Below are 13,195 nucleotides of genomic sequence, written 5' to 3' on the forward strand. Positions count from 1 at the left end.
GACAATAGGGAAAAGGGGTTATCACGCATGAAAAGTTGGAGAAGATCGCTGCTCGTGGCCTTGGTGTTCCTGTGCACGACAGCCACGGCACTGGCGGGCTGTTCAGGCGGCGGAGAGAAAACGGCCGACAGTGCTGCACCGAAGGCGGAGAGTAAAACCGAAACGAAAGAAGGAAGCGGCAGCGCCTCGGAGCCCTTCCAGCTCGGCAGCGCGCCAGTCGACTTTACGTTCTACGGACACTATGACTGGTATACGATGCCGAACTGGGGCGGGGACGTTGCAAGCAAATGGATTCAGGATAACAAAAAGGTCAACGTCACGGCCATCAACTCCGGCGGCAATGCGGCCCAAAAGCTCAACACGATGATCGCGTCCAAAGAGCTGCCTGACGTGATCTGGATGGAGCGGGGCGCCGATGTGGAGCGGCTGCGTGCGGCAGGCATGCTGGTGCCTTATGACGACTATCTGGACAAATATCCGAATTTGAAAAAATGGGCCGGTGACTCGACGCTCAACATGCTCCGCTCAAGTGACGGCAAGCTGTACCAATTCCCGAACTGGTATACCTCGCAGCCTGCGGGCAATGCCGGATACCTGATGAACAGCAAGGTGTACAAAGAGCTTGGCTCGCCAAAGCTGGAGACAACTGACGATCTGTATAACTACCTGAAGAGCGTGAAGGCCAAGTATCCGAACATGGTGCCGTTCGAGTCGGATTTGGCCAAGGACGGGCAGGGGCTTGATATTCTGTACGGGGCGTTCGGGGAAGACCATCCGCCGGTGTATTTGAAAGAGAGAGCCGTGCCGGTCGACAATAAGCTGACGTCCATTTTCCAGGATCCAGTCTACCGCGAGTCCATGCAGTTTGCCTCCAAGCTGTTCCGCGAAAAGCTGATGGCCCAGGACGCATTAACCCAAACGAAAGACCAGATTCTTGAAAAAGCTTATAACGGCCGCATTGCCATCGCAGCCGGAGCGAGCCCGACGGAATACGGCAGCAAGGGCGACGTCGAGCTCAAGAAAAAGGACCCGACCTCCGGCTACGAAATGATCTGGCCTGTGCATAAGGAAGGGCTGGACAAAAACAAGATTTGGACGGGAACCTACAATCAGCTGGGCTGGAACGTGGCCGTCATTACGAAGTCCGCCAAGGACCCGGAGAAGATCTTTGCGTTCCTTGACTGGCTGACCGGAGAGGAAGGAAGCCGGGTCATCATGTGGGGACCTGAAGGAACGCTGTGGCAGGGAACGGATGAAGAAGGATATCCGGTCTTTACCGACACATACATTAACGACATCCAAAAGCGCAGCGATATTATGGATGCGACGGTGAATCTCCAGTGGAACGGCAATACCGTCTATATCGACAAGTCCAAGATGAAATTCGAGAAGACACTCCCGCCGGAAAAACAGAATTGGGAGAGCCGCTACCAATCCGAAATTACGTGGAAAACGCAGTATAACGCCACCGCCTTCGTCAACCTGAGCCCGATGCCGGATACCGAAGAAGGTATCATTCAGCAGAGCGTGGACGAAATCTTCTCCGAATCCCGCGCCAAAGCGCTGTATGCGAAGAGCGACGACGAGGTGCTGACGATTCTGGACCAGGCGCAGAAGGACGCATTGGCGGTCGGATACGACAAACTGCTCGAATACAAGACGCAGAAATGGCAGGAGAACCTGAAAAAAATCGGCGGTCAATAATCTAAATCTAGCATGTTCTAGTATAATGATACTAATTCTTCTAATCGCGAGGATGCCGTCCCGACCCGGGGCGGCTGCTCGCTTCTCCAGCGTCCGGGGCGTATTCAGGGTAGATGGCATGATCGCGTGGGACGGATGAACGGCTGTTTGTCTGAAGCCGGGATCTGACCATAGTATTCATTTTAATGATCAGGAGATGAGCTCATGTACAAGGTGTTGATCGTGGATGACGAGATTCTTGATCTGGAGGGTATGCGCTCTTTTATTCCTTGGGCAGAACTGGGGCTGGAAGTGACAGGCGCGGTGAACAATGGGTTTGACGCCTTGGCACTGCTGGAACGCCAGCCGGTCGATATTTTAGTAACAGACGTACATATGCCTAGCATGACAGGCCTGGAGCTGGCCAGAAAGGCACGGGAGTTCGCTGGCCGGCTTCGGGTTATTTTCGTGAGCGGTTACCAGGATTTTCACTATGTCAAAGAGGCGATAGCCCTGAATGCGTTCAGCTACGTGCTGAAGCCGATGGACGATAAGGAGCTGACCGATGCGCTGCGCACCGTCGTGCAGCAGCTTGATCAGGAGAAACGGCGGCAGCAGAACGAACAGGCTTACCGGGAAATCGCCAAAAACGACTATCTGTTGAAGCTTCTCGAAGGCGCGGAAGCCGAAGAGGCTGCCGGGGTGCTGCAGGAAAGCTACGGGTTTGACCGTTTAGGATGGCCGGTGCGTGCGGCCGCCGTCGAGCTGGACGACCTCAGCTGGAAGCTCGACCCGATGCCGGAACACCGCCAGCAGGAATGGTTCAACCGATTTTACGATTCGCTGGTTCCGCTGCTCACCGAGGCCCGGATCCGGCATGTGTGCAAAACTTCGCGACGGCGGATTTTCGTGCTGATCGAGGATGGGGTGGACTTACAAGCGCTGTCGGCTTTGGCGGATCGGATTCAAGAGCTGCATCCCTTCTCCGTCACGGTCGGTGTAGGAGAAGAAGCGGTAAATCTGACCGGGCTGCGCCGTTCTTACGGTGAGGCCTTGGAGGCGCTGTCGTGCAAGCTGATTGCCGGCAAGGGCCGGGTCATCCGCCATGGGGAACTGAAATGGGACGATGCCCTCGAGCAGCCTTCCCAAACCGCTCTGCCGCCAGAGCCGCTGTATACCGCTGTAGTGAACTTCGATCTCGTCACGGTCAGCGACGAAATCGACCGGCTGTTCGCCGCTGCGGCCGGGATGAGGTCGAAGCTAAAAATCCAATATTTCGTCATGCACATCCTGCTTGGGCTCGAGCATCACCTCCGGGCGATCAACGAGAGCCTTGCGAACGCCCTCCAAGAGGAAACGGGAGGCAGTCCGGATGTGATGCTGCAGCTCGAGACGATCGACGATATCCGTTCCTGGCTGCGAAAACGGCTCTTTGCCGCCGCAGAGGTTATTCAGCGCCGTAAGCAGAAGAAAAGCTCGAAGCTCGTTGACGAAATGATCCGGTACGTGAAAGAGCAGCTGCATGAAAATGTGACGCTGAAGGAGGTCGCCGACCACCTATGCTTTTCCCCAAACTATTTGGGAACGCTCTTCAAGGAAGTGATGGGCACGAATTTCAGTGAATACGTCATTCACCTGCGGATGGAGAAAGCGGGCGAGCTCCTCAGGGATCCCAGAGTGAAGGTCTACGAAGTGGCCGACCGGGTCGGGTACCGATATATGCCCTATTTTAGCCGGCAATTTAAAGAGGTGTTCGGCATGACGCCGGGCCAGTTCCGGAGAAACGTATAATGAGGCGCGCGGCAATGAGGCCGCCAGGCGGGAAGCTGTTCCTGCCCTTTGGCGTCAAACTGTTTATCTCCTATTTGGTGCTGATCATCGTGCCGATTTTTATGTTCGGTTATATCGCCAATACAATCCTCGTCAACTCCTACCGCGAGCAAATGAACACGAATTTGACCGGGACGCTGAAGCAGATCCGTGACAACATCGCCTATAAAATGGAGGACACGCAGCGGCTGTCGGACTTGCTGTACTTTGACGAAAGCATGCCCTTGGAGCTGATGCGATACGAGGAGGGCTGGGTCAGCTACCAGACGACAAAAAAGCTTCTGATTCCAAAGTTCCGCCAAGTCACGGATTCGAGCAACCTGCGGATCTGGATGAGCATTTATTTAAAAAACGAAACGCTGCCCGAAATCTATAACGCCGACCCGCAGGGGACGGACCCATTGACCAGGGGGAATCATTGGGATTTGTACCATTTGAACCGGATTCAGAACAAACCGTGGTACGCTGACTTTCCTCCGGAGGAATACGGCAAAACCGTCGTATGGAGGCAGGTGGAAGACGACGGCATGTTCGGGAGAATCTCGCTGCTGCGGCGGCTGGTGGATACCCGCGATCCAATGAAGCTGGAGACGATCGGGTTTATCCGGATCAGCGTTTATTTGTCCGAAATTTTCCGGAGCGTCGATGCGGGCAAAATCGGCAGCGGCAGCATGCTGTCGATCAGCGGGGAGGGAGGCCGGCGAATGTACGCTTCCGGCGAAAGCGGTCTGCTGCTGGCTTCCGAACCCGGGAGCAAGATGGAGATCGATCTGGGCCGCTATACGATGCTGGAGGAAACGCTGCCGGAGCTCGGCTGGAACTTGGCTGCCTACGTACCGAACAGCGTGGTAGACCAGGACACGCGCAAGGTGAACCTGCTTACGCTGATCATTTGTCTGCTCAGCGTCGGATTGATCTCAATTGTCGCCTACGGGGTGTCCCGCTTCTTTTCCAGAAGGGTGTCCAAGGTCGTGTCGGTGCTGCAGCGTTTCCAGCAGGGGGATTTCCACAAGCGGATCCATTACCGGGGGAACGACGAATTTACGATCATCGCCGGCTCGCTGAACAAGCTGGGCGAGCAGACAGAGCATTTGATCCAGGAAGTTTACGTCACGAATCTAAAGAAAAAGGAAGCGGAGCTCGAGACGCTGCAGGCCCAGATCAACCCGCACTTCCTGTACAATACGCTCTCATCGATCAGCCGGCTGGCCAAGTTCGGGCAAGTGGATAAGCAGCATCAGATGGTGATGAACCTGGCGAAGTTTTACCGGTTGTCGCTGAATGAAGGGCAGACCGTCATTTCGATTTATCACGAAATCGAGCAGGCGCAGGCATACATCGATATCCAGCAGGTCAAGTACGGTGAGCGGATGGAGGTGCATTTTGACATCGACCCGCAGATCGTCAAGTTTATGACGGTGAAGCTGATTCTTCAGCCGTTCATCGAGAACGCGCTGCAGCATGCCTGGCGCGGGGACCGGATTTATATCCGGGTTGTCGGGCGGATGGACGCCGGGACCGGCTCGATCGTTTTCCAGATCATCGACGACGGCAGCGGGATGACACGGGAGCGGGTGGAGGAGCTGTCCGGCTCAGGTTCAGGCTCGGCTGCGGGCACGGCCGGGTCAGGCACCTCGCAGCAGCGCAAAGGTTACGGCATCCGGAACGTAAACGACCGGATCAAGCTGTATTTCGGCAGCGATTACGGCGTCTCCCTGTACAGCCGGCCGGGGATCGGAAGCTGCGTGACGATCCGGATTCCGGTGCAGCCGCGCAGCCGGGGCGAACAACGGCAGAACGGTCATGACCATATCGGGAGGACCGGATGAGCAGGAGAGAAACGGGAGATGCAGCTGAGGAAACCGCTGTAACAATCTTGCATAACAGCCGTAAGCCGTACGGGGATGATGGCGGAGCCGGATAAGCGCAAAGCCGAAACGACCGAGAAGAGGCATAGTGGTGTAAGGTGTAACAGCATGTCCGTCCATTATCAGCGAAACAGAAGTAGTAATGGAATGGTTACTTAGTGTATGCTCATGGCATTAAAAAGGGAGCGATCCGATCACGGATTCGCTCCCTTTTTAGTGTTTTTCGTATACGTTCTTTTAATGTTAACCCCATAGTGGTCACATGGCCGTGGGATGACCACGGTCAAGAATCGCTGGATGCAGTCTGTATGGTGTCACCCGGCGAATTACACCGGTGAAGGCGCCTGAACCGGCGGCTGTGCCTTGATCCCGCTGTCCGGGGCAGGTGCGGCTGCACCCGAGCCCTGCTGAAGCTGATACATTTGGTAGTATCTGCCGCCGAGCTTCATCAGCTCGTCATGGCTGCCCTTCTCGACAATCTCGCCCCGATGCAGCACCAGAATCTGATCGGCGCTGCGGATGGTCGAAAGACGGTGCGCGATGATGAACGTCGTACGGCCCTTCTTCAGCACCTCCAGCGCGGATTGGATCAGGCTCTCCGTCTCGGTATCGATGTTGGCCGTGGCCTCGTCGAGAATGAGGATCGCCGGATCGAAGGCGAGCGCGCGCGCAAACGAGATCAGCTGGCGCTGCCCCGCCGAGAGCGTGCTGCCCTTCTCAACGACAGGCTCATCGAAGACCTGCGGCAGATGCGCCAGGATCCGCTCGGCGCCGACATCGCGCAGCGCCTTTTCGATTTGCTCGCGCGATATTTTGGCGTCGCCCAGGCTGACGTTCGAGGCGATCGTACCTGTGAAGAGGTACGGATCCTGGAGGACGATGCCCATATGATGGCGCAGCCATTGCTTCGGCAGTGCGGTCACATCCTGGCCGTCGATGGTGATCGTCCCTTTTTGCGGGTCATAGAACCGGAACAGCAGGTTGATAATCGAGCTTTTGCCGGAACCGGTATGGCCGACCAAAGCAACCGTCTGCCCCTGCTTCGCTTCAAAATTGATGTTCTTCAGGACATAATGGTCTTCCTTGTAGGCAAAGGAGACGTTTTTGAACTCAACGTTGCCTTTGTACCGCGGCATACTTCCGTCCGTCACGTCTTCGCCCGGCTCATCCATCAGCGTAAATACGCGGCCGGCCGAGACCATGGAAGAGTCCAGGGCGGCGAGCTGATTGACCATACCGGTGATCGGCTGGAACAGGCGCCCCAGCACGTCGACGAAGGCGTACAGCACGCCGAGCGACACGGCGCTGCCTCCGGTCAGCGTGCCAAAGCCGAAGTACCAAAGGATCACGGCAAAGGAGAAGCTGCGCAGCACGTTGACCAGATTGTGTGTCGTTAGCGCATTCAAATTGAGCATTTTGTTCTGATGCTTCATATAGTCGTCGTTCAAGGCTTCAAACTCTTCGGATGTCTGCTTTTGCCGGCGGAATATGCGGATAATGGACATCCCTTGAATGGACTCATTGATAATGGCGTTAATTTCGCTTAAGCGCGACCGGATGATCGTGTTGTACTTGGTCGCGAATTTCCGGTAGAGCACGATCCATACGATCAGCAGCGGGACGACGAACAAGCAGACGAGGCCGAGCCGGACATCCAGCAGGAACAAGGCGATATACACCCCGGTAATGTAGATGATCCCCGAGCTGAAGTTCGACAGCACCGCAACGAACAGGTCCTTGACCGCTTCGGTGTCATTGGTAATGCGGGAGACCACCTTACCGGCAGGCAGTGTATCGAAGAAATATACCGGCAGCCGCTGCATGTGCGCATAGACGTCAGTCCGCAGCTTCTGGATGACTTTATTGGCGGAAGACTGCAGCCAGTACGTTTTGCCGAATTCCGTAAAGATGCTGATCACCAGGAAAATACAGTACAGTCCGACGAGCTTCAAAATACCCGGTATTTCCAGCTTGTAGAAGGAATACAGCTCACTCGCGGACAGCTTGGCGGCCGGATAGGTCTCCACAGCGCCGCCGCGGCTGATCGTCAGCTGTCCGTTCTCGAATTTGCGCTCCCCGTCCGGATTGGCTACGGGCTGGTTGACAAAATAAAAGTCCCGTCCGGTTTGCAGCAGCCGGACTTCCTGGCCTTTGGCTTCTCCTTCACCGAAGCGGTCGCCGCGCTTGTAATAATGGCCGTTGTAGGATACGGCGTTTTCAGATGATGTCGTTTCAAAATATGGCTTTTCAATGCCCAGCATATGATCGTCGATCATCGTCTTGGCGATGAACGGGCCGGCAAGCTCGGCGCCGACGCCGATCGCCAGGGCGATGATGGCCGCGATAAAGATGCCTTTGGCGCATAGGGCGTACTGGAACAGCCGCTTGCCTACGCTAGCTTTAGAATTCATAGGTTTACACCTCATTTTTAAGTGGACAAATTGTTTTCGACCTGCTGCCGTTCAAACTGCTCGCGGTACCAGCCGCCCTTGGAGAGCAGCTGCGCGTGGGTTCCTTGTTCGACGATGGCTCCTTCATCCAGCACCACGATCCAGTCTGCATGTTCGATGGCGGACAGGCGGTGCGTGGAGATCAGCGTCGTTTTGCCGGAGCGCTGCTTGCGGATATTTTCGATGATCCGCGCCTCGGTCCGGGCGTCGACCGCGGAGAGGGCGTCATCGAGAATCAGGATCTCCGGATCGGAGATGAACGCCCTGGCAAGCGATACGCGCTGCTTCTGGCCGCCGGAAAGGGATACGCCTTTCTCGCCGACGAGGGTGTCAAGTCCGGCTGCGAGCGTGTGCAGATCGTTGTCAAACGCAGCTGTCGCGATCGCTTCCATAATGATGTCGTCTTCAGCCTGGAATTTGCCGAACTGGATATTTTGCCGGACCGATTTAGAGAACAGGATTTGTTCCTGCGGAACATAGCCGATCCAGCTGTGAAGCTGGTTTTGGGTAATGCGCTCGATCGGAACCTCCGAGATCAGAATATCGCCTGTTCCCGTCGGATACTCGTGCAGCAGCTGCTTCAAGAGCGTCGACTTACCGCTGCCGGTGCGTCCCACGACGCCGAGCGTCTGGCCCTTATGCAAGGTCAGGTTAATGTGCTTCAGATTGTCGACCGATGAGGTCGGATACCGGAACGTGACATCCCGCAGCTCAATCGTGTCGGGACGCTCCACCCGAACCGGATCGGGCGCATCCTGAACGTCCGGCACGACCGATAACGTCTCATTAACCCGGTCGAGGGAGGCGCTGCCCCGCTGCATGACGTTGATCAGCTCACCGATCGCAAACATCGGCCAGATCATCATCCCAAGGTACATATTGAACGATACGAGATCCCCCAGGGTAATTTGATTTTTAAAAACGAGATAAATGCCGAAAGCCAGGCCGATCACGTAACTTGCGCCTACGCATAAGCGGATGGTCGGCTCGAACAGGGCGTCCAGCTTGGCGACCCGCATGTTTTTGCGGTACACATCGTCCGTAATTTCCTTGAACCGGCGCTGGTCCTCACGCTCCTGAACGTACGCCCGGATGACGCGCACCCCGGCGACCGACTCCAGCACCTGGTCGTTCATGTCGCCGAACGCGTCCTGCGCTGCCGTATACCGTTCATGAATGACCTTGCCGTAAATTTTCATGGCCAAGGCGATAAACGGCAGCGGCAGGATGGCGGCGAGCGTCAGCTTCCAGCTGATGAGAAAGCCCATCGCCAGCAGCACGACGCTGAGGTACACCGTCGAGTCTGTCATCACAAGCATGCCGAAGCCCGCCGTGTTGGCGACGGAACGCAGGTCGTTGGTAGCTCTGGCCATCAAATCACCCGTCCGGTTCCGTTCGAAGAACGGAGGGACCATGCGCAGCAGCTGGTTCATGTAGCGGGAACGCAGGATACGCTCCACGAGGTTAGCGCCGCCGAACAGCTTGTGCATCCATATGTAGGTGATGATGTAAATCACGGTGAGCGTACCGAGAATCAGCACAATATACCGTGTCAGCGAAGTCCAGGTAATCGAACCGCGGACGATTTCGTCGATAGCGCTTCCGAGAAAACGCGGGGGAAACAGCTCGCCGATTCCGCAGAGGATCAGCATAATCAAACCGATCAGGTAACGCTTCTTTTCCTGGCGGAAAAACCAGCCCAGGTTTTTAAGTACGGAAAACAAAACTTTCACTTCCTCTCATGTCTAAAATGCCGGCAGTTCTTGCTTGCGGAGTTCATGGAAAATTAAAAAAGGCATACCATCCGTATACGGACGATATGCCTTGCAATCCTACATTTATCATGCGTACGGTTGAGTGTGAGCAGCCGTACCGCGGAAGGTTAACATTCAATGGCTCCAAGAGGCACGACTTCATCGCGCTCCTTAAGAAGGCCTCACCAGCAGGGCTGCTCCAGTATTCAATTGATAAAGATCTTGATGATGGTTGCGTGGATGAAAATTTATCATATTGAACACAGAACTCACCCTTTCTTGTTGATGTTGGTCTTGAGCCCGAACAGGGAGCGCTTGCATATCAAGGACACGACCTTGTCGGGTTCATTTGGGAATAAATTGAAAACGGATCTCGTATGCAGAAAATTTTATCATCGCGTCAAGAGAGCTGTCAATTTATATTTTCAGGAATCCGCAAAAAAATGTTATGATGTACTTATGAACATACAGAATTAGAGAGAGGGAGTGAAACCAGATGGAACTGCGGATCAGCCCAGACGCTGCACGCTGGTATAAACGAGAATTGAATTTGGCAGAGGGCGCGGCGCTTCGCTTTTTTCCCCGCTACAGCTCGGGCGGCGGACTGCATCCCGGATTTTCGCTCGGCATTTCCGTGGAGAACCCGGAGCATCCGGTGCTGAAGGAAGAGCTTGAGGGCGTGGCCTTTTTTATAGAGGAACAGGATACCTGGTATCTGCAAGGATACGATCTGGTCGTCAATTATTTGGCAGCTTACGATGACATTGAATATGTATATGAAGCGGAGCGCGAACATAACACTTCCGCCACTTCATCATGATGCTGAATCGGCCGCACTCGCTAAACCAAGCGAATGCGGCTTTTCTATTTGCGGGCTGCAAGGCATGGAGCCATTCACGTCACTTCTTGGGGGAGCCGGAGGGGAAGGCAATCATGCGGTATTCATAGCGGCCGACCTCCATCCGGCCTGTTGTGAACGCTCGCCGCTCAGCTTGTCGAATCCTTCGCGAGGCAGCGTCACGCTCTCGCCTTCCCCGTTCATGTTGACAATCACCCGTATTTCCTCCGTCTCCGATTCGCGTGGCGCTACGATCGTGCCGGTCGTCACTTCCGCCATCCGCTTTACGTTCGCTTCTTTCCCGTAATGGACCAGCATCCGCTCCAGCATCTCGCTGCCTTCGTCTCCTGCAGGCAGCGAGCCGAGCAGCACGATTCTGCCTTGCCCCCGCTTCATTTCCGTCAGGAAGGACAAGCCCGGCGATGGACCGTCGATGAGCGTGCCGACGCTTTTCGCCTCCGTCGGATATCTTCCCGGACGATTTCGCCGCTCCACAATTCCGGATAAAAAGCCGCGCCGTGATAAAGCTTATTCATCATTTGCGTTCCACCCCATTTCGCTGTATGGTTACCAACCCCACTTTAGAAAGGGGCCGCGCTGAAGGCAATCGGATATTTTTGCAGCGCGAATATGGCGGTATAACACTCTTTTGCCGGCTTTGCACTTTTTTAAAACATGCCGTAAACCCACACTGCAGGAGTCTTCAAAAATGTCTCATTGCCGGAAAAGAAAGTGCTGACTCATAATTAGGCCACAACGCTCGCGAGGCGATGAACACATATGGAGGTGGAAAGCGATGGAGCAGGCGACGGCCCAAGGGAATCTTCCACAAGCGTCCAAGCCGGCGGTTTACCGCACGAGCATCGCGGCCAGGCTGCGCAGGGACAAATGGTTATACCTGTTAATGCTCCCCGGCTTGCTTTATTTTTTAATATTCAAATATGTGCCCATGTGGGGCGTGCTGCTGGCCTTTCAAAACTATCAGCCGTTCACCGGGTTCTGGAAAAGCGAATGGGTGGGCTTCGAGCATTTCCGCCTGTTCTTTGAAAACCCCGAGTTTTTTATGCTGCTGCGCAATACACTGCTGCTGTCTTTTTACAATCTGATTTTCTTCTTCCCGGCTCCGATCATATTGGCGCTCCTGCTGAACGAAGTCAGACTCGCATTCTTCAAGCGGACCATTCAAACGATGATCTACGTTCCGCATTTTATTTCGATGGTCATCGTGGCGAGCTTGACTTACGTGTTTTTGACGACGGAGGGCGGCACCGTCAATGAGCTGCTCTTCCAATATACGGGCAACAAAATCCAGTTTCTGTCCGATCCGTCATGGTTCAGGCCGATGATTATCCTGCAAACGATCTGGAAGGAATGCGGCTGGGGGACGATTATTTTCCTGGCGGCGCTGGCGGCCGTCGACGTGGAGCAGTATGAGGCGGCGACGATCGACGGAGCGAACCGCTGGCGGCAAATTTGGCATGTGACGCTGCCGGCGATCCGCAGCACGATCGTGATCCTGCTGATCCTGCGGATGGGCAGCGTGCTGGATAACGGCTTTGAGCAAATCTATTTGATGCTGAACCCGCTCAACCGCACGGTGGGCGAAGTGTTCGACACTTACGTGTACGCGATGGGCATTACGCAGGGCGCGTTCAGCTACAGTACGGCCGTCGGGCTGTTCAAATCGATTGTCGGCGTCACGCTCGTGCTCGGCACGAACTGGCTGGCGAAAAAATTCGGCGAGTCCGGACTGTACTAACCCATTCAGAAAGGGGAAATCCATCCATGGCCAAGCAATACAGGACCGCGGCCGGCGCTACGTTTGACGTGGCTAACTATATCGTCCTGACGCTGTTCGGGCTGGCCGCCGTGCTACCTTTTGTCTACGTCATTGCGGGTTCCTTCGCCTCGGACGCGGAGCTGACGCAGCGGGCGGTGTTTTTTATCCCGAAAACCTTTACGCTGGCAGCCTATGAGTTTATTTTTTCGACGGGGACGATCGTCAAGAGCATCGGCGTTTCCATTTACGTCACCGTTATCGGTACGCTCGTCAATCTGTTTTTTACGGTCACAATGGCCTATTCCTTGGCCAAGAGGGGACTTTACGGCCGCAATCTGGTGCTCAATCTCGTCATCTTCTCCATGCTGTTCGGCGGAGGGATGATTCCGACGTACCTGGTCGTCAAGGAGCTGCACCTGCTCGATTCGCTGTGGGCGCTCATGCTGCCTGGTGCAATCAGTGCGTTTAATTTGATCATCGTCAAAAACTTTTTTCAGGAAATTCCGAAGGAAATTGAGGAAGCGGGCCGCATCGACGGCTGCTCGGAGCTGGGCCTGTTATGGCGGATTGTGCTGCCGCTCTCGATGCCCGTTCTCGCCACCTTCACCCTGTTTTACGCCGTGGGGCATTGGAACGATTTCTTTGCAGCGCTGCTGTATATTAACGATCCGGAAAAATGGCCGCTGCAGGTCATGCTGCGCCAGATCGTCCTGTTGTCACAGGCGGCCGCGGGCGATTTGAACTCGATGGACCCGAATTTTGTGAAACCGCCGGACCAATCGATCAAAATGGCCGTCATCGTCGTCGGCACCATTCCGATTCTGTGCGTGTATCCGTTCCTGCAAAAGCACTTTGCCAAAGGGGTTCTGCTGGGTTCGGTCAAAGGTTAAAGGTAAAAGTCAGGCGGTTCACCGTGTGATCCCGCCGAAATGCTCCGGAATTTATACACATCTGCACTGATTTTTCGCTTGGAGCCCGGGCGGTTTTGCAAT

The 13,195-nt window shown here is 55.1% G+C and carries 9 protein-coding genes; 6 read left to right on the forward strand and 3 right to left on the reverse strand.

Features of this window, described 5'->3' with window-relative positions:
* The first annotated feature begins 27 nt into the window (after positions 1 to 27).
* The 3 genes from ABID47_RS14005 to ABID47_RS14015 all read left to right on the forward strand — a co-directional run bounded on the left by ABID47_RS14005 (position 28) and on the right by ABID47_RS14015 (position 5,342).
* Positions 28 to 1,704, forward strand: a complete 1,677-nt coding sequence (locus tag ABID47_RS14005) for an extracellular solute-binding protein (RefSeq protein ID WP_354497513.1) — start codon at positions 28 to 30, stop codon at positions 1,702 to 1,704.
* Between the two features lie 204 nt (positions 1,705 to 1,908).
* Entirely contained in the window at positions 1,909 to 3,474 is a 1,566-nt protein-coding gene (locus tag ABID47_RS14010; RefSeq protein ID WP_354497515.1) for a response regulator, read from the forward strand.
* The gene (locus tag ABID47_RS14015) at positions 3,474 to 5,342 is read left to right on the forward strand and encodes a sensor histidine kinase (RefSeq protein ID WP_354497517.1); all 1,869 of its coding nucleotides are present in this window, start codon (positions 3,474 to 3,476) and stop codon (positions 5,340 to 5,342) included. The genes ABID47_RS14010 and ABID47_RS14015 overlap by 1 nt, the downstream gene beginning before the upstream one ends.
* A 365-nt stretch (positions 5,343 to 5,707) precedes the next feature.
* On the opposite strand, the gene ABID47_RS14020 is transcribed toward ABID47_RS14015, so the two are convergent.
* Both ABID47_RS14020 and ABID47_RS14025 read right to left on the reverse strand, forming a co-directional pair.
* A complete protein-coding gene (locus ABID47_RS14020; RefSeq protein WP_354497519.1) occupies positions 5,708 to 7,792 on the reverse strand; it encodes an ABC transporter ATP-binding protein in 2,085 nt (694 codons plus the stop codon).
* 17 nt (positions 7,793 to 7,809) lie between these two features.
* Positions 7,810 to 9,555, reverse strand: coding sequence for an ABC transporter ATP-binding protein (locus ABID47_RS14025; RefSeq protein WP_251674633.1), 1,746 nt, complete (start codon positions 9,553 to 9,555; stop codon positions 7,810 to 7,812).
* Positions 9,556 to 10,081: 526 nt separating this feature from the next.
* Here ABID47_RS14025 and ABID47_RS14030 point away from each other — a divergent pair.
* Positions 10,082 to 10,405 (forward strand): HesB/YadR/YfhF family protein, encoded by a 324-nt coding sequence (locus ABID47_RS14030; protein ID WP_145948987.1) that lies wholly within the window; start codon positions 10,082 to 10,084, stop codon positions 10,403 to 10,405.
* A gap of 111 nt (positions 10,406 to 10,516) precedes the next feature.
* Here the strand turns inward: ABID47_RS14030 and ABID47_RS14035 are convergent, their stop codons facing one another.
* Positions 10,517 to 10,918, reverse strand: a complete 402-nt coding sequence (locus tag ABID47_RS14035) for a hypothetical protein (RefSeq protein ID WP_354497522.1) — start codon at positions 10,916 to 10,918, stop codon at positions 10,517 to 10,519.
* A gap of 301 nt (positions 10,919 to 11,219) precedes the next feature.
* Here ABID47_RS14035 and ABID47_RS14040 point away from each other — a divergent pair, with 301 nt between their 5' ends.
* Positions 11,220 to 12,182: an ABC transporter permease gene (locus ABID47_RS14040; protein WP_354497524.1), complete on the forward strand. Its 963-nt coding sequence runs from the start codon at positions 11,220 to 11,222 to the stop codon at positions 12,180 to 12,182.
* 26 nt (positions 12,183 to 12,208) lie between these two features.
* Positions 12,209 to 13,093, forward strand: coding sequence for a carbohydrate ABC transporter permease (locus ABID47_RS14045; RefSeq protein WP_105443577.1), 885 nt, complete (start codon positions 12,209 to 12,211; stop codon positions 13,091 to 13,093).
* Positions 13,094 to 13,195 lie beyond the last annotated feature (102 nt).

Source organism: Paenibacillus favisporus (genome assembly GCF_040545415.1).
Taxonomy (GTDB): Bacteria; Bacillota; Bacilli; order Paenibacillales; family Paenibacillaceae; genus Paenibacillus_AQ; species Paenibacillus_AQ favisporus.